This is a genomic window from Ruegeria sp. BHSC029 (assembly GCF_059613085.1).
In genome coordinates this window covers 350119-376359 of record NZ_JBXWRU010000002.1, presented here as the reverse complement: position 1 = coordinate 376359, position 26241 = coordinate 350119, and the positions used below count along the sequence as shown (strand labels likewise).

General features: G+C 60.4%; 33 protein-coding genes. 16 read left to right on the top strand and 17 right to left on the bottom strand.

The window, feature by feature from the left end; translation table 11 throughout:
• Nucleotides 1-53 precede the first annotated feature (53 nt).
• Nucleotides 54-824 carry an alpha/beta hydrolase gene (locus AC2FML_RS05550; protein WP_496782315.1) on the top strand — a complete coding sequence of 257 codons (771 nt, stop codon included), beginning with the start codon at nucleotides 54-56 and terminating at the stop codon, nucleotides 822-824.
• Between the two features lie 14 nt (nucleotides 825-838).
• Here the strand turns inward: AC2FML_RS05550 and AC2FML_RS05545 are convergent, their stop codons facing one another.
• From AC2FML_RS05545 to parE, 3 genes are all read right to left on the bottom strand, one after another.
• Entirely contained in the window at nucleotides 839-1120 is a 282-nt protein-coding gene (locus AC2FML_RS05545) for a DUF1496 domain-containing protein (protein WP_170338238.1), read from the bottom strand.
• A gap of 369 nt (nucleotides 1121-1489) precedes the next feature.
• Nucleotides 1490-2209 (bottom strand): hypothetical protein, encoded by a 720-nt coding sequence (locus AC2FML_RS05540; RefSeq protein WP_496782313.1) that lies wholly within the window; start codon nucleotides 2207-2209, stop codon nucleotides 1490-1492.
• A 25-nt stretch (nucleotides 2210-2234) separates the two neighbouring features.
• Nucleotides 2235-4193 (bottom strand): DNA topoisomerase IV subunit B, encoded by a 1959-nt coding sequence (gene parE, locus AC2FML_RS05535; RefSeq protein ID WP_170587455.1) that lies wholly within the window; start codon nucleotides 4191-4193, stop codon nucleotides 2235-2237.
• A gap of 156 nt (nucleotides 4194-4349) precedes the next feature.
• Here parE and AC2FML_RS05530 point away from each other — a divergent pair, with 156 nt between their 5' ends.
• Nucleotides 4350-4958 carry a carboxymuconolactone decarboxylase family protein gene (locus tag AC2FML_RS05530; RefSeq protein ID WP_170443259.1) on the top strand — a complete coding sequence of 203 codons (609 nt, stop codon included), beginning with the start codon at nucleotides 4350-4352 and terminating at the stop codon, nucleotides 4956-4958.
• Between the two features lie 45 nt (nucleotides 4959-5003).
• Here AC2FML_RS05530 and AC2FML_RS05525 read toward each other — a convergent pair whose 3' ends face one another.
• On the bottom strand, nucleotides 5004-5882 hold the full coding sequence (locus AC2FML_RS05525) for an alpha/beta fold hydrolase (protein ID WP_170435058.1): 879 nt from the start codon (nucleotides 5880-5882) through the stop codon (nucleotides 5004-5006).
• Between the two features lie 182 nt (nucleotides 5883-6064).
• Here AC2FML_RS05525 and ppk2 point away from each other — a divergent pair, with 182 nt between their 5' ends.
• Complete coding sequence (gene ppk2, locus AC2FML_RS05520; protein WP_254430284.1) at nucleotides 6065-6946, top strand: polyphosphate kinase 2; 882 nt, start codon at nucleotides 6065-6067, stop codon at nucleotides 6944-6946.
• Nucleotides 6947-7047: 101 nt separating this feature from the next.
• Complete coding sequence (locus AC2FML_RS05515; protein WP_170358487.1) at nucleotides 7048-8400, top strand: MATE family efflux transporter; 1353 nt, start codon at nucleotides 7048-7050, stop codon at nucleotides 8398-8400.
• 15 nt (nucleotides 8401-8415) lie between these two features.
• Here the strand turns inward: AC2FML_RS05515 and AC2FML_RS05510 are convergent, their stop codons facing one another.
• Both AC2FML_RS05510 and AC2FML_RS05505 read right to left on the bottom strand, forming a co-directional pair.
• Complete coding sequence (locus AC2FML_RS05510; RefSeq protein WP_093962573.1) at nucleotides 8416-8817, bottom strand: hypothetical protein; 402 nt, start codon at nucleotides 8815-8817, stop codon at nucleotides 8416-8418.
• A 14-nt stretch (nucleotides 8818-8831) separates the two neighbouring features.
• Nucleotides 8832-10034 (bottom strand): pyridoxal phosphate-dependent aminotransferase, encoded by a 1203-nt coding sequence (locus tag AC2FML_RS05505; protein WP_170363090.1) that lies wholly within the window; start codon nucleotides 10032-10034, stop codon nucleotides 8832-8834.
• Nucleotides 10035-10126: 92 nt separating this feature from the next.
• Here AC2FML_RS05505 and AC2FML_RS05500 point away from each other — a divergent pair, with 92 nt between their 5' ends.
• From AC2FML_RS05500 to AC2FML_RS05490, 3 genes are all read left to right on the top strand, one after another.
• Nucleotides 10127-10519 carry a helix-turn-helix domain-containing protein gene (locus AC2FML_RS05500; protein ID WP_170337797.1) on the top strand — a complete coding sequence of 131 codons (393 nt, stop codon included), beginning with the start codon at nucleotides 10127-10129 and terminating at the stop codon, nucleotides 10517-10519.
• Nucleotides 10516-10764 (top strand): succinate dehydrogenase assembly factor 2, encoded by a 249-nt coding sequence (locus AC2FML_RS05495; RefSeq protein WP_170337799.1) that lies wholly within the window; start codon nucleotides 10516-10518, stop codon nucleotides 10762-10764. Before AC2FML_RS05500 ends, AC2FML_RS05495 begins: the two co-directional genes overlap by 4 nt.
• 78 nt (nucleotides 10765-10842) lie before the next feature.
• Nucleotides 10843-11340 (top strand): MarR family winged helix-turn-helix transcriptional regulator, encoded by a 498-nt coding sequence (locus AC2FML_RS05490; protein ID WP_093962569.1) that lies wholly within the window; start codon nucleotides 10843-10845, stop codon nucleotides 11338-11340.
• Here AC2FML_RS05490 and AC2FML_RS05485 read toward each other — a convergent pair.
• From AC2FML_RS05485 to AC2FML_RS05475, 3 genes are read right to left on the bottom strand one after another with little or no spacing between them, the layout of a single operon-like run.
• The gene (locus AC2FML_RS05485) at nucleotides 11334-12065 is read right to left on the bottom strand and encodes a DUF1194 domain-containing protein (protein WP_496782309.1); all 732 of its coding nucleotides are present in this window, start codon (nucleotides 12063-12065) and stop codon (nucleotides 11334-11336) included. The genes AC2FML_RS05490 and AC2FML_RS05485 overlap by 7 nt on opposite strands.
• The gene (locus tag AC2FML_RS05480; protein ID WP_170435053.1) at nucleotides 12062-12763 is read right to left on the bottom strand and encodes a DUF1194 domain-containing protein; all 702 of its coding nucleotides are present in this window, start codon (nucleotides 12761-12763) and stop codon (nucleotides 12062-12064) included. The genes AC2FML_RS05485 and AC2FML_RS05480 overlap by 4 nt, the downstream gene beginning before the upstream one ends.
• A complete protein-coding gene (locus tag AC2FML_RS05475) occupies nucleotides 12760-13188 on the bottom strand; it encodes a VOC family protein (protein WP_170337804.1) in 429 nt (142 codons plus the stop codon). Before AC2FML_RS05475 ends, AC2FML_RS05480 begins: the two co-directional genes overlap by 4 nt.
• A gap of 178 nt (nucleotides 13189-13366) precedes the next feature.
• On the opposite strand from AC2FML_RS05475, the gene thyX reads away from it, so the two are divergent.
• Together thyX and AC2FML_RS05465 are read left to right on the top strand one after the other, a co-directional pair.
• Nucleotides 13367-14278: an FAD-dependent thymidylate synthase gene (gene thyX, locus AC2FML_RS05470; protein ID WP_093962566.1), complete on the top strand. Its 912-nt coding sequence runs from the start codon at nucleotides 13367-13369 to the stop codon at nucleotides 14276-14278.
• A 58-nt stretch (nucleotides 14279-14336) separates the two neighbouring features.
• Nucleotides 14337-14630 (top strand): hypothetical protein, encoded by a 294-nt coding sequence (locus tag AC2FML_RS05465; protein ID WP_170447089.1) that lies wholly within the window; start codon nucleotides 14337-14339, stop codon nucleotides 14628-14630.
• 82 nt (nucleotides 14631-14712) lie between these two features.
• Here the strand turns inward: AC2FML_RS05465 and AC2FML_RS05460 are convergent, their stop codons facing one another.
• Nucleotides 14713-14919 (bottom strand): cold-shock protein, encoded by a 207-nt coding sequence (locus tag AC2FML_RS05460; RefSeq protein ID WP_008758035.1) that lies wholly within the window; start codon nucleotides 14917-14919, stop codon nucleotides 14713-14715.
• Nucleotides 14920-15132: 213 nt separating this feature from the next.
• Here AC2FML_RS05460 and AC2FML_RS05455 point away from each other — a divergent pair, with 213 nt between their 5' ends.
• Both AC2FML_RS05455 and AC2FML_RS05450 read left to right on the top strand, forming a co-directional pair.
• On the top strand, nucleotides 15133-15450 hold the full coding sequence (locus AC2FML_RS05455; RefSeq protein WP_093962565.1) for an ArsC/Spx/MgsR family protein: 318 nt from the start codon (nucleotides 15133-15135) through the stop codon (nucleotides 15448-15450).
• A gap of 42 nt (nucleotides 15451-15492) precedes the next feature.
• Complete coding sequence (locus AC2FML_RS05450; RefSeq protein ID WP_170358498.1) at nucleotides 15493-15861, top strand: hypothetical protein; 369 nt, start codon at nucleotides 15493-15495, stop codon at nucleotides 15859-15861.
• 1 nt (nucleotide 15862) lies between these two features.
• On the opposite strand, the gene AC2FML_RS05445 is transcribed toward AC2FML_RS05450, so the two are convergent.
• From AC2FML_RS05445 to thrS, 5 genes are all read right to left on the bottom strand, one after another.
• Nucleotides 15863-16390: a DoxX family membrane protein gene (locus AC2FML_RS05445; protein ID WP_496782306.1), complete on the bottom strand. Its 528-nt coding sequence runs from the start codon at nucleotides 16388-16390 to the stop codon at nucleotides 15863-15865.
• The gene (locus tag AC2FML_RS05440) at nucleotides 16387-17151 is read right to left on the bottom strand and encodes an HvfC/BufC N-terminal domain-containing protein (protein ID WP_170358502.1); all 765 of its coding nucleotides are present in this window, start codon (nucleotides 17149-17151) and stop codon (nucleotides 16387-16389) included. Before AC2FML_RS05440 ends, AC2FML_RS05445 begins: the two co-directional genes overlap by 4 nt.
• Nucleotides 17148-18005: an MNIO family bufferin maturase gene (gene bufB / locus AC2FML_RS05435; RefSeq protein ID WP_496782304.1), complete on the bottom strand. Its 858-nt coding sequence runs from the start codon at nucleotides 18003-18005 to the stop codon at nucleotides 17148-17150. The genes AC2FML_RS05440 and bufB overlap by 4 nt, the downstream gene beginning before the upstream one ends.
• 73 nt (nucleotides 18006-18078) lie before the next feature.
• On the bottom strand, nucleotides 18079-18381 hold the full coding sequence (locus AC2FML_RS05430; protein ID WP_496782303.1) for a BufA1 family periplasmic bufferin-type metallophore: 303 nt from the start codon (nucleotides 18379-18381) through the stop codon (nucleotides 18079-18081).
• 221 nt (nucleotides 18382-18602) lie between these two features.
• A complete protein-coding gene (thrS, locus tag AC2FML_RS05425; RefSeq protein WP_496782301.1) occupies nucleotides 18603-20561 on the bottom strand; it encodes a threonine--tRNA ligase in 1959 nt (652 codons plus the stop codon).
• Between the two features lie 219 nt (nucleotides 20562-20780).
• On the opposite strand from thrS, the gene AC2FML_RS05420 reads away from it, so the two are divergent.
• The 5 genes from AC2FML_RS05420 (at nucleotide 20781) to AC2FML_RS05400 (ending at nucleotide 24377) form a co-directional block, all read left to right on the top strand.
• Nucleotides 20781-21530: an alpha/beta fold hydrolase gene (locus AC2FML_RS05420; RefSeq protein WP_496782300.1), complete on the top strand. Its 750-nt coding sequence runs from the start codon at nucleotides 20781-20783 to the stop codon at nucleotides 21528-21530.
• Nucleotides 21530-22522, top strand: a complete 993-nt coding sequence (locus AC2FML_RS05415; protein ID WP_496782298.1) for an alpha/beta hydrolase — start codon at nucleotides 21530-21532, stop codon at nucleotides 22520-22522. Before AC2FML_RS05420 ends, AC2FML_RS05415 begins: the two co-directional genes overlap by 1 nt.
• Entirely contained in the window at nucleotides 22522-22947 is a 426-nt protein-coding gene (locus tag AC2FML_RS05410) for a VOC family protein (protein ID WP_496782546.1), read from the top strand. The genes AC2FML_RS05415 and AC2FML_RS05410 overlap by 1 nt, the downstream gene beginning before the upstream one ends.
• 20 nt (nucleotides 22948-22967) lie before the next feature.
• Nucleotides 22968-23582, top strand: coding sequence for a hypothetical protein (locus AC2FML_RS05405; RefSeq protein ID WP_170359241.1), 615 nt, complete (start codon nucleotides 22968-22970; stop codon nucleotides 23580-23582).
• 84 nt (nucleotides 23583-23666) lie between these two features.
• Nucleotides 23667-24377, top strand: coding sequence for an alpha/beta fold hydrolase (locus AC2FML_RS05400; protein WP_496782297.1), 711 nt, complete (start codon nucleotides 23667-23669; stop codon nucleotides 24375-24377).
• On the opposite strand, the gene AC2FML_RS05395 is transcribed toward AC2FML_RS05400, so the two are convergent.
• Both AC2FML_RS05395 and phaZ read right to left on the bottom strand, forming a co-directional pair.
• On the bottom strand, nucleotides 24374-24958 hold the full coding sequence (locus AC2FML_RS05395) for a DUF6151 family protein (RefSeq protein ID WP_496782295.1): 585 nt from the start codon (nucleotides 24956-24958) through the stop codon (nucleotides 24374-24376). The two genes, AC2FML_RS05400 and AC2FML_RS05395, sit on opposite strands and share 4 nt — an antisense overlap.
• Nucleotides 24958-26229, bottom strand: coding sequence for a polyhydroxyalkanoate depolymerase (gene phaZ / locus AC2FML_RS05390; protein ID WP_170337826.1), 1272 nt, complete (start codon nucleotides 26227-26229; stop codon nucleotides 24958-24960). Before phaZ ends, AC2FML_RS05395 begins: the two co-directional genes overlap by 1 nt.
• Between the last annotated feature and the right edge of the window lie 12 nt (nucleotides 26230-26241).

Genomic DNA, 26241 nt, shown 5'->3' with positions numbered 1-26241 from the left:
GTAACGCGTGTCAGGATGCCCATACTCGGGTCAGGAGCCGGAGGGAGAACGTGATGACCAAAGAGATTGTGCTGATCCACGGGGCGTTTGCAGGGCCGTGGTGCATGGCGGACTATGCGGAGTTCTTCCGCGCCCGTGGATGGACGGCGCACACCCCGGCGCTGAGATTCCATGGCGGCGATCCCGCAGCCGAGCCCGATGCGGGTCTGACCGACACCAGCGTGCTGGATTATGCCAACGACATTGCCGAATTCGTTCAGGGGTTGGGCAGCAAACCCGTGATCCTTGGGCATGCCATTGCGGGCGTCGTTGCCCAGCAGGTTGCGTCTCGCGGGTTAGCCAGCGCCATCGTTTTGATCAACCCGAACGCGGCCTGGGGCACCCTGCCGGAAACCGATGACGAACGCGCCGTGCCGCGCGCCTTGATGGAGGGCGGGGCGTTCTGGAAGCAGCCCATGCGCGTCGATTTCGACTTGATGGCCCCATTCGCATTGAACAAAATGCCCGAAGCCCAGCAACATGCGGTCTTCGATCAGCTTGGCCCGGAAAGCGGGCGGGTGATGTTCGAGATGTTTTTCTGGATGTTCGACGATCACCACGCGATGAAGGTTGATATCGACAAGGTCGACTGCCCGGTTCTGATCGTTTCAGGCTCGGAGGACAGGGCGGTGAACCCCAACACCTGCCGTGCCTTGGCGAAACTCTATGGCGACCGCGCGACCTTTCTGTCCGCAGAAGGTCACGCGCATTTTCTGTTCATGGAGCCCGGTTGGGAAAAGCCGGCCGCACAGATCGCGGACTGGCTGGACCAGAAGCTGGGCTAGGGGCCGTTCAGGCGTTACTTGCTGACCTGAAACGTGCTCTGAGGCCGCCAACGCAGCACGCCGTCGCTTTCGCGGTAACAACGCAACAGGCGTTCCTGCACCGTGCTCACCGTGCTGGTGACGGTGTTGTCACCAACCATCAGCACAAAGGCGTCTTCGGAATAGGCCATGCCTTCGTAATAGCAGAACCGAGTCTCGGCGCCGTCGGGGATGGGGGATGCGGTGCTGAGCATCTGCTGCGCGGGGGCTGCCGAGGCCATCAGGGTCAGGGCCAGCCCGAGGGTCAAAGTTTTCATGTCGTCCTCCCGTTCGGGTATCCGTTTTTCAAATTGGGTCTTGGACGCTCGGAACCTCAAAGCTCGTTCTTGGATGACGGGTTGAGAGTAAGTGTGAACGGGATCAACGGGTTAGGCAAGGGGCGTGTTTGCGTGCCGCTCGTGGCGACGTCCCGCGCTATCCACGAAATGCTTGATGCAAAGCCTCCTGCACGCGCCTAACTAGCCTCATGGGCGAGCGCAAGAATTGGAGGATTGGGGGTTCTATAACCACAGTAAGCTTTTGACGAGTTTCGTCATCGGCCTTCAATGGAATTAGCGAGAACTCACAATTGTAGCCGTTATCATCGGAATAGTAACCTGTGTACAGCCAAATAGATGGGAAGGGCGTTAAAGAGATTTCATCCGCAATTGCGCCAAAAGCATCAAAGAAATCGTTCGGCTCGCTATGGGTTGTAAGATTATCAAGGACAAGAATCGTTTCATCTTTATCTCTATGTTTTTTTGAAGCTTTTTTTCTACTGCTTGAGAGATAGCTGCGCAAAGATCAATCTTTGGGTTCATTGGTGGGCGAAGAAATAGCTTTGGATCGTTCTCTACAAACTCGTTTTTGAAAGACTGTTTCTTGCCGTTTGGCGCATTTGCTTTTTCAACAATTTCACTCGGAAAAGTGCCGGGAAAGTGCTTTTCCACTTTGCGAATTTCAAAACCTTTCAAGTTCGCTTTCTGAAGCAGCAAAGTACAATCATTTTCTGCATTGATCGACTTCAGAAGTGCGGGATCGGCTACCCGGCAAATCTCCAAGTTAAAGCTGGTGCCATCGTGCATCACGTATTTGAAATCCCATGGGCAATCACGCCCAACTACGTAGAATTGCGGGGGCTCGCTACTCTCACTGTAGTTTAGTTTTCCGTACTGCTGACAAAAATGAAAGGCGATAAGATCTTCACGTAGGCGATCATCCCAAACGTTAAGACGAACTACTTCGCGTGAAGTGCCGTCCACGTCAATAAACACATGCCGACAATAATTGTGTTTGCCCTCCAGTCGGCTGCGAGGCTCAAACTTGTGCTCGCCACCTAATAGTACTTCTCTTTTGAATTCCGGCATAAGAAACATTCAAATCCGGAATAAATCAAACATCCAACTCCTCCACAAACCGCGCGTTCTCCTGAATGTATTGGAACCGCAGTTCGGGTTTCTTGCCCATCAGGCGCTCGACAAGGTCGCCGGTCTCACCGGGTTCGTCCTCGTCGATGGTGACACGGATCAATTTCCGCGATTTGGGGTCCATCGTGGTTTCTTTCAGGTCCTTGGCGTCCATTTCACCCAGACCCTTGAAGCGGCTGACGTCGATCTTGCCTTTGCCGCCCAGACCTTTCTCCAGCCATTCGTCGCGCTCGGCTTCGTCCAGGCAATAGACACGCTTGGCGCCTTGGGTCAGGCGGTAGAGGGGCGGGCAGGCCAGGTACAGGTGGCCCGTGTCGATCATTGGGCGCATCTGGGTGAAGAAGAAGGTCATCAGCAGCGAAGCGATATGCGCGCCGTCCACGTCGGCGTCGGTCATGATGATGACCTTGTCATAGCGCAGGTCGTCGATGTTAAACTTGGTGCCCAGCCCTACGCCAAGCGCCTGCGTCAGGTCATTGATCTCGGCGTTGGTGCCCAGTTTCGAGCTGGCCGCGCCAAGGACGTTCAGGATCTTGCCGCGCAGGGGCAGCAGGGCCTGTGTCTTGCGGTCGCGGGCCATCTTGGCCGAACCGCCAGCCGAGTCGCCCTCGACGATGAATAATTCGGTGCCGTCACGTGTTGAACTACTACAGTCCACCAACTTGCCGGGAAGACGGAGTTTCTTAGTGGCGGACTTGCGTTGTGTTTCCTTCTCGGCCCGTCGGCGCAGGCGTTCCTCGGCCCGCAGGATGAGGAAATCCAGAATGGCGCCGGCGGATTTGGTGTCGGCGGCCAGCCAATTGTCGAAATGGTCGCGGACCGAGTTTTCGACCAGCCGCTGCGCCTCGACCGTGGCAAGACGGTCCTTGGTCTGGCCGACGAATTCGGGTTCACGGATGAAGCACGAGACCAGCGCGCAGCCCCCGGTGATCAGGTCATCGCGGGTGATCTGGGCGGCCTTCTTGTTGTTGATCAGTTCACCGTAGGCCTTGATGCCCTTGAGGATCGCGGCCCAGAAGCCCGCCACGTGGGTGCCGCCCTCGGGCGTCGGAACGGTGTTGCAGTAGGACTGGATGAAGCCATCGCGCGACGGCGTCCAGTTGATCGCCCATTCCACCTTGCCGGGGGTGCCGAATTTCTCGTTGAAATCGACGGTCCCGGCGAAGGGCTGTTCGGAATAGGTCGAGGAGCCGTTCATCGTCTCCTTGAGGTAGTCCGACAAGCCACCTGGGAAGTGAAAGGTAGCCTCGGTGGGCGTCTCGCCGTCGTCGATCGCGGTTTTCCAACGAATTTCAACGCCCGAGAACAGGTAGGCCTTGGAGCGGATCGATTTGAACAGGCGGGCGGGTTTGAACCTGTGGTGGCCGAAGATTTCGGGGTCGGCATGGAAGGTGACGGTGGTGCCGCGCCGATTGGGAGCCGAGCCCACCTTTTCGACCGGACCCAGCGGGATGCCGCGCGAAAAGCGCTGTTCGTACAGCTCCTTGTTGCGGGCCACCTGCACGACCATCGAATCCGACAGCGCGTTGACCACCGAGGCGCCCACGCCGTGCAGACCGCCCGAGGTCTGGTAGGCCTTCCCCGAGAACTTGCCGCCCGCGTGCAGGGTGCACAGGATCACCTCAAGCGCGGATTTGTCGGGGAACTTCGGGTGCGGGTCGATCGGAATACCGCGGCCGTTGTCCCGCACGGTCAGGGCGTAATCGTCGTGCAGTTCCACCTCGATACGGTTGGCATGGCCGGCAACGGCCTCGTCCATCGAGTTGTCGAGGATTTCGGCCACCATGTGGTGCAGTGCCCGTTCGTCGGTGCCGCCGATATACATGCCGGGGCGTTTGCGCACGGGCTCCAGACCTTCGAGGACCTCGATCGAGGAGGCGTCGTAGGTGGTGGCGGATTCTGGCGTCAACAGGTCGTCGGGCATGGGTGCTGCTCTTGTTTTTGGGTTTGGCCCATTATGGCAGGTGATGTGGGTCGGGGGAAGAGGGACGCGAGGTGTTGTATCAAACTTGCGGGCGGTGGCGGGTTGCAAAACGGGTGGTTTTCCCGCTGAGTTGCGGAAATCTTGGAGGAGCAGGTGATGAGCTGGATCAAGACGATACCATTCGACGAGGCACGCGGTCGGTTGAAGACGCTGTATGACCGGGTCACGGGGCCGGGGAACAATGTGGACAACATCATGATGGTGCATTCCCTGCGTCCACATTCGATGGAAGGTCACATGGCGCTCTACAAGAACGTGCTGCACCATTCGGGAAACTCGGTTCCCAAGTGGTTTCTGGAAGTGCTCGGGGTCTGGGTCAGTTCGCTGAATCGCTGCGGCTATTGTGTCGAGCATCATTTCAGCGGGTTGCAGCGACTGTTGGGGGACGAGCAGCGCGGTTTGGCCATCCGCGCGGCGATCGAGGCGGAAACATCCGAGACGGCGCCGTTGGACCCCGCACAGGTGGCGGCGATGGAATATGCCCGAAAACTGACCGAGAACCCGGCCGACCTGGCGGCGGAGGATATCGACGCGTTGCGATCTGTTGGCTGGGACGATGGTGAGATTCTGGAGATCAATCAGGTTTGCGCCTATTTCTCCTATGCCAACCGCACCGTTCTGGGGCTTGGCTGTTCGACCAAGGGCGACATTCTGGGGTTGTCTCCGAACAATTCGGACAATCCGGATGACTGGGGCCATCGGTGAAGGGCGCTGCCTTTTGCGTCCTTCGGCGTCGGGCGAAGAGTTGGCTCAGTTGTCCTGAACCCAATCGAGAATAGCGTCGGCCACCGCCTGAGGTTTCTGGTGATGCAGCCAATGGTCTGTACCGTCGATCTGCATGCGGGTCAGGTTGGGAGCGAACTCTTCCAGCCCATCGGTGCATTCGGGAAGCAAGGCTTTGTCCCGCGGCCCCCACAGAAGCAAATGCGGGCAGCGGACCCTCAGCCTGTCAACGGGCAGTTCCGGCAGGTCCGTGCAGGGCGCGCCTGGCTCAGCCACCACAAGGGGTGAGGCCCGGTACCAGTTCAGCATGGCGTCGAGCCGTCCCGGGCGGGCCCATTCGGTGCGATAGTCGCCCATGCGCGCGTCGCTCATCCAGTCCAACCCCATGCCATGCCGAAAGAATTGTTCGAGCTTGGCGAAGTTGCCGGCCGAAAGAAATTCGGCTGCATCGGGCGCGCGCAGGCGGTTGATGTATTGAGAGGCCTCGGATTGTTTGCCTCCTGCCGCAAGTTCGCGCTGGAACGGGACAGGGTGAACACCGTTGGCGATGATCAGGCGGCTGACCAACTTGGGGTGGAACATGGCAATTCCGTAAGCCACCGAGGCGCCCCAATCATGTCCCAGCACAGTGACGGGGTCGCCAACCTGCTCGATCAGCACGGCCATGTCCGACACCAGCTTTGACAGCGCATAGTTCGAAATACCCTCGGGGGCCCAGCTTTGACCATAGCCACGCTGGTCCGGCGCGATGCAGTGAAAGCGGTCCGACAGGTGCGGGGCCAGGTCGGACCACGCGCCGCCATACTCCGGGAAACCGTGCAACATCAAAAGCGTAGGCAGGTTGGGATCGCCCCAGCGGCGGACGAAGAACGGGTGGCCGTTGAGGTCGAAGAATTCGCTGTCCATGCGGGATGCCCCTGACTGAGTTCACACCTGCAGAGTTTTCGGAGCCGTCGCCGAAGTCAACTTGATACGGATCAACGCGGAAAAGATGCAGATCTGCTAGGCGTTTCGGCGGACAGTGACACAGGAGAGAGCATATGGACGCAGTGATCCGAAAAAAGGCGACCGCAGCCCCCGTGGCCGTCATGGCCAAACCGAACGCGGACACCGAAGCGCCCACCCGCGAAAAGATCCGGCAGGCCTTTGAAAGCGGGGAGTATCCGTATCGCTCGAAATTGTCCCGGGCGGCTTATGAAAAGCAGAAGGCCCAGTTGCAGGCCGAATTGTTGAAGGTGCAGTTGTGGGCGCAGGAGACCGGGCAGAAGTTCGTGCTGTTGTTCGAGGGTCGCGACGCCGCCGGCAAGGGCGGCACCATCAAGCGGTTCATGGAGCATCTGAACCCGCGTCAGGCCCGGGTGGTGGCGCTGAACAAGCCGACCTGGGAGGAGAAGGGCCAGTGGTATTACCAGCGCTATATCCAGGAATTGCCCACCGTCGGCGAAATGGTCTTTTATGACCGGTCCTGGTACAACCGGGCCGGGGTCGAGCGGGTGATGGGGTTCTGCACCCCGAACGAATACCTCGAGTTCATGCGCCAGACGCCCGAGTTGGAGCGCATGATGGTTCGGTCGGGAATCCAGCTTTATAAATACTGGTTCTCGGTGACACGGGATGAGCAGCTGCGCCGTTTCAAAAGCCGCGAGACGGACCCGCTGAAGCAATGGAAACTGTCGCCCATCGACAAGGCCAGCTTGGACAAATGGGATGACTACACCGAGGCGAAAGAGGCGATGTTCTTCTATACCGACACCGCCGACGCGCCTTGGACCATCGTCAAGTCGAACGACAAGAAGCGCGCCCGGCTGAACTGCATGCGGCATTTCCTGTCGACGCTGGATTATCCGGACAAGGATCATGACATCGTGGGCCAGCCCGATCCTCTGATCGTGGGGCAGGCACATCATGTGGTCCACCGGTCGGATCACATCCTTGGTACGGCGATCCATCCCGAGGCGCGCGTCACCTGATTGGCCCGACGGGCGTCACCGAGGTCTCGAAGTGAAATTTCAGAGATCTCCCCTTGCCCCGGCTCGGGGCCGCGCATATGGCTGGCGGGATGAGAAAGGTCATGACATATCCCGCCCATTTCCGGGCCATTGCTGTGCTGGGGCTGCCGTTGATCGGTGGTCATCTGGCGCAATTCGCCATTGGCCTGACGGATACGATCATGCTGGGCTGGTATGGCGTCGAGGCACTGGCCGCGGTGACGCTGGCCAGCAGCTTTTACTTTGTTCTGTTTCTTTTCGGAGGCGGATTTGGCCTGGCCGTCATGCCGATGGTCGCGACCGCGGCCGCAGAGGAGGATGAAACCAGCATTCGCCGCAGCACCCGAATGGGTCTGTGGCTGTCGCTGCTGTATGGCATGCTGATCATGCCGCTGCTGTGGTGGTCCTACCCGATTCTGATCGCCACGGATCAGGATCCACAAGTGGCGCAAACCGCGTCCGAGTATCTGCGGGTTGCGGGCTGGGGCCTGTTCCCGGCGCTGGTGGTGATGGTTCTTAAATCCTATCTGGCCGCGTTGGAGCGTACGCAGATCGTGCTGTGGATTACCGTCGCGGCGGCAGTGGTCAATGGACTTACGAATTATGCGCTGATCTTCGGCAACTGGGGCGCGCCGGAACTGGGCGTGATGGGGGCCGCGATTGCGTCGGTGGTCACGCAGACCGTGTCGCTGGTGGCCGTGATAATTTACGCGGTAAAAGTCCTGCCGGAACACAACCTGTTCCAGCGATTCTGGCGCCCGGATTGGGAAATGTTGCTGAGCGTCCTGAAGCTGGGTGTGCCCATCGGTCTGACCTTGTTGGCCGAAGTGTCTCTGTTCGCCATGTCCGCCTTCATGATGGGTTGGATCGGACAGGTGCCGCTGGCGGCGCACGGGATTGCGCTGAACCTGGCCTCGGCCACATTCATGGTGCATCTGGGCCTGTCGAATGCAGCAACGATCCGGGCCGGCAACGCGCTGGGGCGCAAGGATCGACCGCATCTTGAGAAAGGCGCAATCGCGGTCACGGGCATGTCCCTTGTGGTGTCCGTGCTGACAATCATCCTGTTCCTGACCTGCGCCGAGCCGCTCATCTCGGTATTTGTCGAACCGGACGACCCGCAGCGTCCCCAGATTCTGGCCATCGGGACCGGTCTGCTGGCCATGGCGGCCCTGTTCCAGCTGGTGGACGGCGCGCAGGTAATCGCTCTGGGCCTTCTGCGCGGGTTGCAAGACGCCAAGGTGCCCATGGTTATGGCAGGCCTCAGCTATTGGGTCGTGGGGATCCCCGCATCCTACTACTTTGGTTTCGTGCAAGGCATGGCCGGGATCGGAGTCTGGCTTGGCCTTGTTCTGGGCCTTGCCTGCGCGGCGGTCATGCTGATGGGACGGTTCTGGCTGCGATCCGTCCGCGTGGTAGGTGCGCCCGCCGCGTAGCGACAACCGCCAGGCTCAACCCTTCTCCAGCCGGTCGGCCTTCTTGCGCACCAGTACCGTGCGCAAGTCGTGCATCGCCAGCAGCAACCGGTCCGTGATGTCTTCCAATTGGGTATCGGTCGCCTTGGACTGGGCCCATTGCGTGGTCAGGTTCAGGTGATCGATCGTGCGGTGGATGTCGTCGACGTCGCGCCGCGCAAGCAGGGCTTTGCGTTCGTCCATCCAACGGGCGATTTCGGTTTTGTCCGCTTCGGTCAGGGTACCCTGACCATGCGGCTTGACCTCGCCGTTGCGGATGTTGATCACCGCGATCTGGTCCATTTCGATCCGGCGCTGCCGGTTCTCCGTGTCGATCTTGAACACGACCGCGCCGTTCTCGCGGACGCGAAAGTAATATTCGGGCAGTGCTGCGGACATGTTGAACCTCGGTCTTAGCTCAGGGACGCACAGAACCGCTGGATGCGGGTGCAGGCTTCGGTCAAGGCTTCGTCCGACGTCGCGTAGCTGACGCGGAAATTGGGGCTGAGGCCGAACGCCGCTCCAAACACTACGGCTACGTCGGCCTCCTCCAAAAGGGCGGTCGCGAAGGCTTCGTCCGTGTCGATGACCGTGCCTGCCGGTGTGGTCTTGCCGATCAACCCGGCGATCGACGGATAGACGTAGAATGCGCCCTCGGGAGTGGGGCAGGTGATACCGTCAATCTGGTTCAGCATCCCGACCACAAGATCGCGTCGGCGTTTGAAAGTTTCATTGTTCGGGGCAAGGAAGTCTTGGGTGCCGTTCAGGGCCTCGACCGCGGCCCACTGGCTGATCGAGCAAGGGTTCGACGTGGATTGCGACTGGATTTTGCGCATGGCCGCGATCAGCTCGACAGGGCCTGCGGCATAGCCGATACGCCAGCCGGTCATGGCATAGGCCTTGGAGACACCGTTGCACGTGAGCGTGCGATCATACAGCCCGGGTTCGACTTCGGCTGGCGTGCAGAACTCAAACCCGTCATAGGCGAGGTGTTCATACATGTCGTCCGACATGATCCAGACATGAGGATGCCGCATCAGAACATCGGTCAGAGCCTTGAGTTCGGCGCGGCTGTACCCTGCGCCGGTCGGGTTCGACGGCGAGTTGAAGATGAACCATTTGGTGTTTGGCGTGATTGCGGCTTCCAACTGGTCTGGGGTCAGCTTAAAGCTGTTTTCCAGTGTGGTCTCAACCACGACAGGCGAACCGCCCGCAAGCAGCACCATGTCCGGATAGCTGACCCAGTAGGGGGCGGGAATGATAACTTCGTCGCCCGGATTCATCGTCGCCATCAGCGCATTGTACAGCGTCTGCTTGCCACCTGTTCCGACCGAGATCTGTGCGGGCGTGTAGTCCAGCCCGTGGTCACGTTTCATCTTGGCGCAAGCGGCCTGTTTCAGCTCGGGAATGCCGTCAGGCGCGGTGTATTTCGTTTTACCGGCGGCGATTGCGGCAACGGCTGCGTCCTTGATGTTCTGCGGCGTGTCGAAATCGGGCTCACCTGCGCTGAGGCCGATGACGTCCCGTCCGGCGGCCTTCAACTCGGCGGCTTTGGCCGTCATGGCAATGGTCGGCGAAGGTTTGACGCGCGACAGTGTCGCAGACAGAAAGCTCATGGCGGGCCTCGGTTTGTATGTTGCTCAGGACTGTCATAGGGTGCCGCCGAAACACGATCAAGCGATATGCTTTTGAAGAACTGGAGAGTTTGATGAGCGACGAAACCGACTGGTTCGGACCCGAGGCCGCGACATTCGGAGACCGCGTGGCCGGCGCGCGCGAAGCCGCCGGTATGACCCAGACCCAACTGGCCCGCCGGCTGGGTGTCAAGAAGTCCACTGTGGTGGCCTGGGAGAATGACCTGTCAGAACCGCGCGCCAACAAGCTGTCGATGATGGCAGGTATGTTGAACGTGTCGATCATGTGGCTGCTGACAGGTGAAGGCGAGGGCATGGATGCTCCGGACGTCGCGGAAGCCGCGGATATGGAGCTGGCACCGCTGGTCGCGGAGTTGCGCGCCATCCGGGGCGAGATGCGGGCCAGTTCCGAGCGCCTTGCGCGGGTCGAGAAAACGCTGCGGCTGAAGCTGGAGAAAGGCGAATGAACGACATCCGGATCAAGCGGCTGAAGATGCGGTCGATGCGGCGCGGCATCAAGGAAATGGACATCATTCTGTCCGCCTATGCCGACCAGCGGCTTGAGCGGATGTCTGCGGCCGAATTGGACCTGTACGAAGCTTTGTTGCACGAAAACGATCAGGACCTCTACCAATGGGTAACCGGGCAGGTCGCCGCCCCTGAACACTACGCGAGCATGATCTTCGATATCTCGCAAGTATTTCAAAAATAATGGCAAAACAGACTTAACAGATTCTTCGGGATTTCGCGTCAAAGTTTCCTGAGCGGCGCAATTGAATCGGAGGATCGGATGAGTTTGGAATTGCAGGTCTCCGCACCCGGAACCAAAGGGTTCATGTCCAGCTATCTTGAGGCGCTGGCATTGGTTGAACGTCTGCATCGGTTGCTTCTGGACGTCATAAAGGACGAGTTCGAGCGGGTCGGCGTTCTGGAAATCAACGCGGTGCAGGCGCTGCTGCTGTTCAACATCGGTGACCACGAGGTGACTGCCGGTGAACTCAAAAGCCGCGGCTATTATCAAGGCAGCAACGTCAGTTACAACCTCAAGAAACTGGTCGAGATGGGGTTCATGCATCACCAGAGATGCGAGATTGACCGACGTTCGGTGCGGGTGCGTCTGACACCTCGAGGGCGGGAAATCCGTGACATCGTGGCCGATCTCTTCTCGCGGCACGCCGAAGGGCTGCAGGCCAAGGGTGTCCTGGGCACCGAAGGGATCGAAGAGATTACCAGCGCTTTGCGCCGGGTCGAACGGTATTGGACGGATCAGATCCGGTACATCTACTGACTACCGCCGTTCAATGGCAAAACTTGGGACAGGGTCAGCGAATCCAGCTCTCTGATCAGCTTGCGCGTCATCGCGTCTTCGTAGGCTTCAAATCGCAAAGCGGTTTCGACGAAGGCTCCGGGCCCCAGAATGACCCAAGCGTTGTAATAGGCCGACAACTCTCCGATTTGCACATATCGCTTGTCCCCGGTGCTGGGATCATCGGCTCCGATCACAAGCCCATTGATCGTGATGCCGGTTGCCTGCAGTTGGGCTTTAGCTTCTCTGGGATGGAGGCCGACATTGTGCTTGCCATCTCCTGAGAGGTCCAGCGTCCGCTTCAAGCAGGCGGCTTGGGCATCCAACAAATCAGCCCCGTACTGCATGGCAGACCCCACCGCTGTGCCCTGAGGTGCCGATGACCGACGCGTGGATTGCAGACGTTGCGCAATCCCGGACAAATCGGTCGGGGACCGAATGTCGGTCCAGCCGACCAACAGCCGCTGGAAACCTGCTTCGCTCCATTCGAAAACGGCGATCCGAACGGGGGCTTCGGGATTCGACAGGATCAACCGTTCCACCTCCGGCCGTTGCAATGCAGCGGCCAAGCCGTCCAATTGAAGTCGGTATTCGTTGCTGTCGACTGAGCCTGAAACATCCAACCCAAGCGCCAGGGCTTGCCGGCATTGAGCAGCGGCCGGGCTGCCCAAGGCCAAACAACACAGAGCCAGCGCACGGGTAATCATTTTGCGTTGCGCCCCAACGCGCCGACCTGAAGGCTGGTCAATTCCCGTTCCAGCTTGCGTCGCATGGCGCGCTCAAAGTCTTCGAACCCTTGCGCGATTTCCAAAAAGGCGTTTGGCCCATGCAAGACGTTGTTCTCAAAAAACGGGATGAGGAACAGCTCCCCTTCGAAATCCGCCGCATTTATGACCAACCCATTCACGGTTATGCGGTCGAAGGGAAAGTGGCGATAGGCGATCTGCGGACCGTAGCCGTCATTGTTCGAGCCGTCCCCGGACAGGTCAATCGTTTGAAACAGGCATTGCGGAGCCTGCTCCATCAGAGAGGCCCCGAAAGCCAGGGCATATCCCATGGCAGTGGCCGAGCCGCTGTCAGATCTTTGGGACTCGCTCACCTGTGTCGCTGCAACAAGCAGATCAGCCTCGGTCTCGATCAGGCGCCAGGGAAGGACGATGTACTGGGCGTCGCGACCGCTCCACTCATAAACCGTCAGGGCTACGGGCAGCGGCGAGGAAAAGAACGCTTTCCGGACTTCAGGAGCGATCAGGGCTGAAGCCAGGCCCTGCCGCTGCAGGGCGTCTTCTTTGGCGTCGACCGAAACGGATATGTCCAAAGCAAGCGCCAAGGCCAGCCGGCAGTTTTGGGCCTCAGCAGAGCTGGCCAGAACGGCCAGCCCCAATCCTGTCAGCCAGCGGATCACCAGTGGCCGGTGCTTTCCATGCTGGCCCAAGGTTCGGCCGGGGGCAAGGCATCGCCATTCTGCAGCAGTTCAACCGAAATGTTGTCAGGCGAGCGCACGAACGCCATGCGCCCATCGCGGGGAGGGCGGTTGATGACGACACCATTGTCGGCAAGGTGCTGACAGGTCTCGTAAATGTTGTCGACCCCATAGGCCAAGTGGCCGAAATGGCGGCTGTCGCTTGGCAAACCCTCATCGCCATCCCAGTTCCATGTCAGCTCGATCGGCCTGTCCTCCTGACCCGGAGGGGCCATGAAGATCAGCGAAAATCGCCCTTCCTCGCTGTCGTAACGGCGGGTTTCCTGGAGTCCCAGCAGCTTGTAGAAGGCCATGGATTTTTCCAAATCCTTCACGCGCACCATGGTGTGGAGGTATCTCAGCCCCATCTCAGCGATCCTTTCGGTGTTGATGATTGTGTGCAGCTTAGCGCGCTGCAGGGGCGTGTCGAGGGGGCGGTCGCAGAGAAACCGAAAAATGCGTGACGCAGCACACATATGGCGGTTTCAGTGCTGATGTTGCCGATATATAGTGGTCGGCGACTCATTTCAAAAACGAGGTATGTCCATGCCGCTGTCCGCCGAACAACTGGCCGAGATCGAAGAGCAACGCGCACAAACGCAGTCGACCCGCCGTGTTGTGGCTCCGGGTATGGAACAGCACCTCTACACTGCGCATCCTGTTCTGGACCACGGGTTCGTGCGGGTCATCGACTATATGGGCGATGATGCTGCGATCTGCCAGGCGGCCCGCGTTTCCTATGGCAAAGGTACGAAGTCCGTACAGAATGACGAGGGGTTGATCCGCTATCTGATGCGCCACTGGCATTCGACCCCGTTCGAGATGTGCGAAGTGAAACTGCACGTGAAACTGCCGGTCTTCGTGGCCCGCCAGTGGATCCGCCACCGGACGGCCAACGTCAACGAATACTCTGCTCGCTATTCGATCCTTGATCGGGAATTCTACATTCCCGCGCCGGATCAATTGGCTGCGCAATCAGCGATCAACAATCAGGGGCGGGGCGAGGCGCTGCAGGGCGAAGAGGCTGCGCGCGTGCTGGACATTCTCAAGGCCGACAGCGCCCGCTGCTACGACAATTACGAAGCGATGATCGGCCAGGATGGCCAGCAGGGTCTGGCGCGCGAACTGGCGCGGATGAACCTGCCGGCAAACATCTACACGCAGTGGTATTGGAAGGTGGACCTGCACAATCTGTTCCACTTCCTGCGCCTGCGGGCAGATCCGCATGCGCAATACGAGATCCGCGTCTATGCCGAAACCATGTGCAAGATCGTGGCCGACTGGGTACCGTTCGCGTACAAGGCGTTCGAAGACTATCGCCTGGGTGCGGTCAACCTGTCGGCACAGATGGTCGAAGCGCTGCGTCGGATGCTGAAGGGCGAGCAGGTGACGCAGGAAAACTCGGGCATGACCGCGCGCGAATGGCGCGAGTTCGAAGCGGTGATCCGCGAAGGCTGATCGCCACCTGTTCGGATTGTCATGATCCTGTTACACTTTGGGCATGACGTTCAGCTTGATGTTTAGAACTGCGGCGATCGCTTTGTTGCTGGGCCAGCCGGCCTACGCAAAGTCGCCAATCGCTGAGGTGATCTGTGAGCCCACGGCGCGGATGCATGACAAACTGCGTCACCAATTCGGGGCGCAGCAGACCGCCTCCGGTGTTCGGGGACCCGAGCAGATCATGGAGGTGTGGACCAGCCGTCGCGGTGACTGGACCCTTGTCGTAACCTATGCGACCGGGACGTCCTGCATTGTGGCCATGGGCGATAACTGGACAAACCGCAACGAGGCCGACCCGACGCGAGGTTAGACTATCCGGGAAGAGGGTGGACAACGGCCTGTCAATTGGCCGTTGACCTTGTTTCGTCGCACCCGCCAGTTGGCGGGCCCTTTTACAATGGCTTCAAATCAGCCGCCATTTGGCGGCCGTCACGTCCGTCCTGCAACTCGTACGAGACTTTCTGATTGTCGGCGAGTCCGGTCAGGCCGGATCGTTCTACGGCCGAGATATGCACAAACACATCCTTACCCCCTTCATCGGGGGCAATAAAACCATAGCCTTTGGTCGTATTGAACCACTTCACGGTGCCGGTTGGCATTTCCCGTGTCTCCTTCTCCTTGCGCGTCACCCAGCAAATCGGCAGGGCATAGTCAAAGCGACCACAAACCCACGCAGTTCCGAACGAACGAGACGGCGTAAATTGTGTGTTTCGCCTTTTTCAACATTGCACGGTGAAGTAAAAAATCAAGGAATACTGGGTTAACCTATTCGTTTTGCCCGAAATTGCTGCAACGACCGGAGTAGATACATCATGCGCCTTTTTGGCCTGAAGACCTGCGATACCTGCCGTAAGGCATTGAAATCACTGCCTGATGCCGAATTCATTGATGTCCGAGGTGCGGGTGTTCCTTCGGAGGTGCTGGCCAAAGCGTTTGACCAGTTCGGCGAAGCCTTGCTCAACACCCGCTCGACAACCTGGCGTGGATTGGACGACGATCAACGCTCGCGACCACCGCTGGAACTGCTGGCTGATCATCCTGCCCTGATGAAGCGTCCGCTGATCGAACGTGACGGTCACTTGTTCCTGGGCTGGACCCCGCAAACCCGCGCAGCCCTTGGCATTGCTTGATCGGGTGACTATCTGAACCGGCGCAACAATCAGGAATAATTCATGCGAAACGCAGCCATGATATTGGGTGTCATTGCCGGTCTGGTCGGAATGATCGTCGGTTTTTTTGGGTACGGGTTTGTCGAGCTTGTGGATCGTTACGGCGAGATCGAGGGGTTGGCAGAGCAGGTGGAAAACCCCCAGCTTATCAAGACAGCATCGCTTTTGGCGCCGTTGCTGGCGATTGCCGGGGGGGCCATGGCGCATGCGCGTGCGCTGGTGGCTGGAGTGCTTCTGCTGATTTCCGCTGCGGGGATGTACTATGCCTTTGGCTTTGGCGTGTTCACCATGTTCCCGATTGCCTTCGCCGGCGTCGCCGGGCTGCTTGGGATCGCCGCGGGCAAGCCGGACGAACCCAAAGCGCATTTCTAGATCATTTCAGGCGCAGGACCCGGTCGAGCGAGAGTGGGCCCGCGCCGTTGATCACGATCACCACGAACAGTAAGGTCCACATGACCCGCTGATCCATCAGAGTGATGGTGTTGTCGAACAGACCGCCCAGTTTGACCCCGTGCCCGGTGACATCGGTGAAGGTCTGGACCCAGACGAACCCGATCATGCCCAGGGCGGCAAGGCGGGTCAGCAGCCCCACCAGAAGCAACGCAGGCAGGATGAATTCGGCCCAGGTTCCGGCGACGGCAACGGGCCAGGTAAAGAACCCTAGCTGCGAGCTGTCGTAGCCGACGGCCTCCATGGCCTTGGGGAAGATCTGGACATAGGCCCCATCCGAGGGGAACAGAAACCCGAAAAACCCGCTGCCCAGCTTGGTCATGGCCGAGTTCCAATAATAGAACAGAAGAACCGCTATGAAAGTCAGCCGCGCCACGGTCGGTGTCAGCCAGTTCGAGGCGTGGTCCAGCTTTCCAAGTGCGGAATTGTGCATAGAGATCAGGGCAGTCATGTTTCCGGCCTTTCGATAGTCACTGAAGTAATTGCACTGCCCTGCAACAGCAGTGCCAGGGTGGCACCCAGGTCGAACGCGGGCGTCCGAGTGGTGGTTGCCTCGAAGGCCTGACCAATGGTCTGGCCGGCCTGCATGGCGGTGATCCAGCCAAACCCGCCGGGGGGCAGCAGGTGCGGCGACGGGTCGAATTCGGGGCGCGTGATCAGCACGTCCTGGGCACCGGGCTGGGGCTTTGGCGCGCCGTCTTCGGTGTTGAACCGCCAGATGGCGTGGATGGGCCAGTCAGACCGGATCAGGTGCATGGCCGGGGCAAAGCCCAGCCGGGCCTGCATCAGGTCTTCGGGCGGCAGGGCGGCCAGCGCGTCGGGCGCGATCGGTTGGCTGTCGGCGGCGTGGTAGGACCGGCGCAATGCCAACTCCAGCCGTGCCACGTCGGGCAGATAGCCAAGATGCGCCAGTTGCTCGGTGTCGGCGAGGAATTCGGGGAAGTTCTCGCCATAGAACATCATCAGCGGAGAGCTAGGCGGGTTCCGACGCAGATAGATCCCGGCCAGACCGTCCATATTCTGCGGACCCAGCAGCTTGGTTATGACCGGAAATGCCTGGTGCATGGCCTCGGTCAGCGACACGGCCACGTTGTTGCGGTAGACGCTGAAGCGGCGTCCGGCGGGGCGGGCCTGATCGTCCAGCAACCCCTCGGGCACGGGAGCCGTCGGGTCCAGCAGGGCCGCCCGGAATTCTGATTGCGAGACGCTCATGCCGGGATCCGGTCCAGCGCGGATTGCGCGCGTTCTGCCTCGGCGCGCAGGGTGGGCCAGTCGGGCACGTCATTGTCCCATTCGATCAGCACGGGTTTGGGGCCCGACTGGTCGAGCACATAATCCAGCAACGCCCAGACCGGATCGACGACGGCGCGGCCATGGCTGTCGATCAGCAGGGGTTGGCCGTGATCGTCCTGATCCTCGTCATGGCCACCCAGGTGGATCTCGCCAACCTGGTCCAGAGGGTAGGCGTCAATATAGGCCCGCGGGCTGTAATTCAGATTGGTGGCCGAGACGAAGACGTTGTTGACGTCCAACAGCAGGCCACATCCGGTCCGGCGCGCAACCTCGCGCAAGAAGTCGGGTTCAGACCACGTGCTTTCGGCAAAAGCGAGATAGCTGGAAGGGTTCTCCAGCAACATCTGCCGGCCCACCGTCTGCTGTACCTGGTCGATATGATCGCAGATGCGGGCCAGTGTGGCGTCGGTATAGGGCAGGGGCAGCAGATCGTTCAGGAACTGGCTGTCATGGGTGGACCATGCCAGATGCTCCGAAAAGCTGGCCGGGTTCAGCCAGCCCACAAGATGCTTCAGGCGGGCCAGGTGCTCGGCGTCCAGCGGGCCTTCGCCACCGATGGACAGGCCCACGCCGTGCACGGAAATGGGAAACCGTTCGGACAGGTGGCGTAGCTGCGCCAGCGGTCGGCCGCCGTCGCCCATGTAGTTTTCGGCGTGAATTTCCAGCCAGCCGACCGGGCCGGGCTGGTCAAGGATCTCGGCATAGTGCTGCGGCTTGTAGCCGACCCCGGGCGCGGCGGGCAGCCGTTGCATTCTGCGGGCGTCATCCAACATCGCGTGATCCTTCTCAGCAAGAAACAGGGCGGGCTGTTTGGTTTAGCCCGCCCCTGACATTCCTTCCCGTGCCTTATGCCGGCAGATCGCGTTCCAGCGGCTCGAGCGAGCCTTTGCGGGGCGTTCCCTCCGCGGATTTGGGCAGCTCGATGTCGGCGCAGGTGCCCGCATCGACCAACGTCCAGGCGTTGCCTTGGTAATCCACGGTCGAGGTGCCGGCACATGTGGTGCCCGGTCCGGCGGCGCAGTCGTTCTGGCCTGCCAGCGATACGCCATAGCATTTTTCTTTGGCCTGAGCGGCGGCGGTGGTTGCAGAGCCCGCAACGGCTGCGGCAACGGCGCTTGCGATTACGAGGGTTTTGGCGGTGTTCGACATCTCAGGTAATCCTTTTCGTGATTGCGTATGTCTGCTTGTGACAGTGACAAAGGTAACGGCTGACACTGCTCTGTTGAATTCACGAGCCCGTGTCTCACGGCTGTGTCAGGGAGCGTTAATGCCCCTTGCAAGTTAACACACTGTAATAAATTAGGAAATCCAGAAATGTTTCAATCCGGCCCCGTGCTGGGGCCGGATTGGCGGCAAGACTGTGCCGAATGTTACAGAAGATCAGGGGGTGTTGCCGCGTGCGCCAGCTCTTTTGTTACAGCGTCAAGCGGCTGGACCTGGGTCTGCTTCTCGCCCAGACGGCGTACGCTGACTGTGCGCTCTTCGACCTCGCGGTGGCCGACGGCCAGGATCACCGGGACCTTGCCGACGGAATGTTCGCGGACCTTGTAGTTGATTTTCTCGTTGCGGATGTCGGCCTCGGCCCGGACACCGGCAGCCTTGAGCGTTTCGACCACTTCCAGAACATAGTCATCGGCCTCGGAGGTGATCGAGGCCACGACGACCTGGCGCGGCGCCAGCCAGAACGGCAGTTTGCCGGCGTGTTCTTCGATCAGGATGCCGATGAACCGTTCGAACGACCCCAGGCAGGCGCGGTGCAGCATCACCGGACGGTGTTTGGCCCCATCAGCGCCGATATAGGTGGCGTCCAGCCGTTCGGGCAGGACGAAATCCACCTGGAAGGTGCCGCACTGCCAGTCACGCCCGATCGCGTCGGTCAGGACGAATTCCAGCTTCGGCCCATAGAAGGCGCCTTCGCCGGGGTTCAGTTCCGGCTCGACCCCTGCAGCGCGGGTGGCGGTCAGCAGGGCTTCTTCGGCCTTGTCCCAGACCTCGTCAGAGCCGGCGCGCTGTTCGGGGCGATCCGAGAATTTGACCTTGAAGCTGTCAAAGCCCAGATCTTTGTAGACATCGGTCAGAAACCCGATGAAGCGGGCACATTCGTCGCCGATCTGGTCCTCGGTCGAGAAGATATGCGCGTCGTCCTGGGCAAAACCCCGGACCCGCATGATGCCATGCAGCGCGCCCGAGGGTTCGTAGCGCGCGCAGGATCCGAACTCGGCCATGCGCAGCGGCAGGTCGCGGTAGGATTTCAGGCCCTGTTTGAAGATTTCCACGTGGCAGGGACAGTTCATCGGCTTGAGCGCGTTCACGGCCTTTTCGCGGGCGTGTTCCTCGTCAACTTCGACGATGAACATGTTTTCCTGGTACTTGTCCCAGTGGCCCGAGCGTTCCCACAGCTTGCGATCGACCACCTGCGGGGTGTTGACCTCGACATAGCCGCCGCGGTGCTGGGCACGCCGCATATAGTCCTGAAGCTGGGTGTAGATGGTCCAGCCGTTGGGGTGCCAGAAGATCTGGCCCGGGGCCTCTTCCTGCATATGGAACAGGTCCATTTCGCGGCCCAGCTTGCGGTGGTCGCGCTTGGCGGCCTCTTCCAGCATGTGCAGGTGCGCCTTGAGCTTTTCCTTGCCGGTGAAGGCAACGCCATAGATACGCTGCAGCATCGGGCGGTTGCTGTCGCCACGCCAGTAGGCGCCGGCGATGGACATCAGCTTGAACGCGTCGCCGGGTAGTTGGCCGGTATGCTGCAGGTGCGGGCCGCGGCAGAGATCCTGCCAATGGCCGTGCCAATACATGCGCACCGGCTCGTCACCCGGAATCGCCTCGATCAGCTCGACCTTGTAGGGCTCGTTGTTGGCCTTGTAGAACGCGATGGCACGCTCGCGGTCCCAGATCTCGGTGGTGACGGGATCGCGCTTGTTGATGATCTCTTTCATCTTTTTCTCGATGAGGCCGAGATCTTCGGGCGTGAAGGGTTCTGCGCGGTCGAAGTCGTAATACCAGCCGTTTTCGATGACCGGGCCGATGGTGACCTTGGTGTCAGGCCAGATTTCCTGCACCGCGCGGGCCATCACGTGGGCGAAGTCGTGGCGGATCAGCTCGTTGGCCTGGGCCTCGTCCTTCATCGTGTGAAGGGCGATTTCGGCATTCTGTTCGATGGGCCACTGCAGGTCCCAGTGCTGGCCGTTGACGGTGGCCGAGATGGCCTTTTTCGCCAGCGAGGTGGAGATGTCGGCAGCGACCTCGGCCGGCGTGACGCCTGCCGCGTAGGATCGGGAATTGCCATCGGGGAAGGTAAGAGAGACGGATTTTGAATCCAGGGCCATGGTCTGGCTCTCCTCGTCGGTTTGGCGCCCACTGAACGCCCGGTTGCGGGTTATGCTGTCGGGTCCGTTTGGCAGGTGGTGGGGTCTGTGTCAAGCGTCGGCGGGCAGAGGGCTCTGCTCCAAGCGTGCCGCGGGATATCTGTCTCGAGATGACGGAGGGGCGGGAATTGCACTTGGGCGCGGCGCGTGCATGATGCTGTAAAAGCATGTGAGGATTTCATGGCAGCGACGACATTTCTGGAAACGCCGCAGGGGCGGCGGCTGGCCTATCACAAGAGCGAAGGGGCGGGGCCCACGGTCGTTTTCTTGGGTGGCCTCAAGTCGGACATGGAGGGCACCAAGGCGGTGCATCTCGAGGACTGGGCGCGGGCACGTGGGCAGGCCTATCTGCGGTTCGACTATTCCGGGCATGGCGAAAGCTCCGGCCGGTTCGAGGAGGGGTGCATCGGGGATTGGCATGAGGACACGGTTGCGGCGGTTTCAGCGCTGACCGAAAGGCCGCTGATCGTGGTTGGTTCGTCTATGGGCGGCTGGCAGGCATTGCTGCTTGCGCGGGCCATGCCCGAGCGGATCGCGGGGATGGTCACCATCGCTGCGGCGCCGGATTTCACCGAGGACGGCTATTGGTCCTCGTTCAGCGACGAACAGAAACAGGCGCTGGAGACGGTCGGGCATGTTGAACTGCCCTCGGACTACATGGAGCCCTACATCATCACCAAGCGGATGATCGAGGATGGGCGGACGCGGCTGGTGTTGCGGTCGCCCTTGAACCTGCCGTTTCCGGTGCGGTTCCTGCAAGGCACGGCGGATACGGCGGTTTCCACCGAGACGGCGGTACGGCTGCTCGACCATGCCAGCGGTCCGGACATGCGGCTGTTGTTGGTCAAGGATGCCGACCACCGGTTCTCGGACGGGCCGTGTCTGGGGCTGATCGAAGATGCGGTTCGCGACGTGATGGGGGGCAACTGATGCGGCGGCTGGGGCGGTTTCTCGGGCGGGCCTTGCTGGCGTTGGTGGTGGTCGGCGGGCTGATCTACTGGTTGGGCCCGCGCGAAGAGGTGGATCTGCACCCGCGGTTCGATCCGCGCAAGTTCGGCGAGGGGATTCAGGTCTATTTCGAAAGCATCGAGTCCGCCTATGACGATATCGTGCCGGGTGTCGAAAAGCGGGTGATCTGGCGGGACGGATTCAAGGAACGGCGCACACCCTATTCTGTGCTTTATGTGCACGGGTTCTCGGCCTCGTCCGAGGAAATCCGCCCGGTGCCCGACAGGATCGCCGACGCGCTGGGGGCCAATCTGGTCTATACGCGCCTGCAGGGGCACGGGCGAGACGGGCTGGCAATGGCCGAAGGGACGGCCTCGGGCTGGATGCGGGACATGGCCGAAGGCCTGGCCGCCGCCCGAGCCGTGGGCGACAAGGTCATCGTGGTCTCGACCTCGACCGGGGGGACCCTGGCGGCAGCCGCGGCGCTGGACCCCGAACTGAGCAAGGACGTGGTCGGGATGGTGTTCATCTCGCCCAATTTCGGGGTGCAGGCGGCCGGATCCTGGATCCCGTCGCTGCCGTGGGCGCGCAGCTGGCTGCCGTTTCTGATGGGCGAAACCCGCGACGTGTCGGGCCCTGATCCGGAAAAGAATCTGTACTGGTCGTCCTCTTATCCGTGGGAGGCGGTGGTTCCGATGTCAGTGCTGGTCGATACCGTCTACGAGCTGGATTTTTCAGGCGCACTGGTGCCGGCTCTGTTCTGGTTCTCGGATGACGATCAGGTGGTTCGGCCCGACCTGACTCACAAAGTTGCAAAAGACTGGGGGGCACCTGCGACCGTTCAGACCGTAACTATGGGGTCGGGTGACGACCCGCAATCGCACGTCATTGCCGGACGGCTGATGTCGCCGGGGCAGACCGATGCGACGGTGGCAGGTATTCTGCAATGGCTGAACGGTTTGGGGGTGGAGTGATGGAGCAACGCGTCAGCCTGATCACGATCGGGGCCGAAGATCCCGAAGCCGCAGCCCGCTTTTACGAGGCGCTGGGCTGGCGTCGTACCGACAGCCCGGACGGGGTGATCGTTTTTGACCTGATCGGCCAGACGCTGGGTCTGTACCCATTGACCGCGCTGGCCGAAGAAATCGGGGTTGGCGTTGAAACCCTGGGTCGCGGCGCGCTGACGCTCAGCCACAATTGCCGATCCAAGGAGGGTGTCGCCGAACTGTTGCAAGCTGCCGAGGCAGCGGGGGCCGAAATCCTGAAACCAGCCTCGGACGTGTTCTGGGGCGGGCACCATGGGTATTTTCGGGCACCGGATGGTTCGATCTGGGAGGTTGCGTTCAACCCGTACTCGGCCCTCGCGCCGGATGGGGCCTTTCGTTGGAACGGGTATTGAAAATGCGCCGACCAGGCAGCATGTGGAGCCTCGAGACCTTGGGCCGCGTGCGCCTGTCGCGCCATTTCTTCATGCGCGATTTCCTGTATTCCGAGATCGGGAACTTTCACGAAAAACAGAACCTGCCGGACAACCCGGGTCTTGCCATCGAAACCGGCCGTGCATTTTGCGAAACCCTTCTGGACCCGTTGGAGGAAACATTCGGGCGTGTTGCCGTCCGGTCTGGATACCGGTCGCCCTCGCTGAACCGGTTTGGAAACGAGAACAAGTTGAACTGCGCCCGCAACGATCATCCCCTTGAATGCCACATCTGGGACCGCGGCACAGGCGAGGCGCGAATTGCCGGAGCCTCGATCGTGATCCCATGGTTTGCCGACCGTTACGCACAAGGCAGGGACTGGCGCGATCTGGCCTGGTGGATGCACGATCATCTGGATTATTCCGAGATCTGGTTCTTTCCCAAACTCTGCGCCTTCAATCTGGTGTGGCGGCCCACCCCGTTGCGCCGGATCGACAGCTACATTGCGCCCCGTGGCAGTCTGCTCAGGGCCGGTGCCGATCCGGATGAGACTCTGAGCGAACGCCGGCGGCGCTATGCGGACTTTCCCGAATTTCGCGCAATCCGCTATCCTTAAAGTTTTTCTTGCCCGTCTGCGCCGAAACTCTCATCCTGATCAACAAAACGGCCGAGCCGATCGGCCAGTACAAGGAGGCCCTGCGTGATCGAGCCGCTGGTCTTGTTGCCAGGATTGATGTGCGATGCACGGCTGTTTCAGCCACAGACAACCCGGCTGTCTCAGACCAGGCCGGTAATGGTCGCGCCGATCGGCGGCGGTGATCGGATCGAAGAGATTGCCTCGGCGCTTTTGGACCAGTTGCCGCACCGCTTTGCGTTGGCTGGTCTGAGCATGGGGGGCATTGTTGCGTTGGAACTGGTGCGCCGCGCCCCGGAACGCGTGACCCGCCTTTGCCTCATGGCGACGGATGCGCAGGCCGATACCCCCCAGATCGCCGCTGACCGCGAAGAGCTGATCGTTTCGGCACAGGCTGGCCGTCTTGAGGATGTCATGCGCAAGGTTCTGGGTTCGGACACGCTGGCCCCCGGACCGCAGCGGATCCCGATATTGAACGACATGCTGGAAATGGCGCTGGAGCTGGGACCGGAACTGTTCGTGCGCCAAATGCGCGCTCTGCAGCGCCGCCCGGATCAGCAGGGCACATTGCGGCGAATAAAGGTGCCGACATTGGTTCTGTGCGGGGCACACGACACTCTGACGCCGGTCAGAAAACACAGTTTCATGGCCGAGTTGATCCCCGGTGCAGCCTTGCATGTGGTGGACATGGCGGGGCATCTTCCAACGCTTGAAGCGCCGGGTGAAACCACCGACGCGCTGTCCGACTGGTTGAACATACCCGTGCGGGCTTTCTAGTCGTACAGCGCCTTGCGTTCTTCAAGGCTGATGACATGCGGAGCCACGACCGGATCGCCGGTTGCGACGTCGAAGAACGGAGTCTGCTTCCAACGACCGGAAAGGCGCGCCGAAATGACTCTGCGGATCATGCCGAGAACAGCAGGAGCCACATTCTCGTGCTTCCATTTGCCATTCGCCTGCGGGACATGGGCGCGGGTCTTCACAGGCCCCAGAGGGGATGGATCGGAAAACCTGGCGACATCAAATCCGGCAAAGGGGAATTTCATGCTGCTGGTGGTGGTCGCCAAAGGCGCGTTGCAGCATTTGGCGTACCATCGAAACAGACCTTTGGGTCCCAGCCGCATCACGGTCAGGTACTCGGCGCCTTTGGTGATGCGGATATATTCGGGCGACATCTGAAAAATGTCTACCGGTCCCGGTGCGGGGTCAGGTTGACCGAAATACAGCTGTCCGGCGCGGCAATCTGGGCAGAAACAGACGACATGGGTGCCACTGGACACCCCTTTGGCCGTGATCTCGCCGCTAATCTCACCGCAGTTGCAGGCGAACGGAAGGGCAGGCGCCGGGTCTGCGGACATCAAGCAACCTTGTTGCTGTTGGCCGCGCGGCGGCGCGGTTTGCGGCTGTTTTCGTTCATGAAGTCTATGACCAGCGGGCGGATATTGTCACGCCAACTGCGTCCGGCGAAGATACCGTAATGGCCCGCGCCGGGTTCGACATGGCTGGCCTTCTTGCTGTCGGGCAGGCCGGTGCACAAGTCCAGCGCCGCGATACACTGACCGGGGGCCGAGATGTCGTCATTGGCGCCTTCGACCGTCTTGACCGCCACATCCGTGATTTTGCCGATGTCGACTTTGTGGCCAGCCACGATGAACTCATTCCGGGCGATCTCACGGTTCTTGAACACCCGCTCGACCGTCGAGAGGTAGAACTCTGCCGTCATGTCCATCACGGCCAGATATTCATCGTAGAAACGGTTGTGGGCGTCATGATCCGACGCCTCACCCCGCATGACGCGCTGGATCTGGTCGGAGAACGCCTTGCCATGGCGCTCGGCATTCATCGACATGAAGGATGCCAATTGAAGAAGCCCGGGATAAACCATGCGTCCCACGCCCTTGTATTTGAAGCCCACCCGCTGGATCATCGTTTCCTCAAGCTGGCCCATGGTCACGCGGCGGCCGAAATCGGTGACTTCGGTCGGGGTTGCATCAGGGTCAACCGGGCCACCGATCAGCGTCAGCGTGCTGGGCTGCGCCTTTGGGTCGGTTTCGGCAAGGTACGCCGTCGCTGCAAGGGTCAGGGGCGCGGGCTGGCAGACAGCGACGACATGCGTGTCCGGCCCCAGCTCCTTCATGAAATCGACAAGGTACAGGGTGTAGTCCTCGACATCGAACTTGCCTTCGGACACGGGGATGTCGCGCGCGTTATGCCAATCGGTCACGTAGACTTCGCAATTGACCAGCAGGCTCTTCACGGTCGAGCGCAGCAGGGTGGCGTAGTGTCCGGACATTGGCGCAACCAACAGCACCTTGCGCGGTTGCTCTTTGCGGCCATTCACGCGAAAGTGGACCAGATCGCCAAACGGGCGTTCAAGCACGGAGGTGACATCCACCAGATGATCTTTGCCGTCTTCGCAGGTAAACGTTCGGATACCCCAATCGGGTTTCACGACCATGCGTTGAAACGTGCGTTCGGTTACTTCGCCCCACGCGGCCATCCAGTTGAATGCCGGGTTGGGTATCATGGAAAACTGGGGGTAGGACGCCATCGCGCTTGCGGTTGCACCAAGCCATTGGTTGGTGTTGCGCATGGTTTCCATCAGGTCGTAGGTCATCATGTAACGCACGGGAATGGCCTC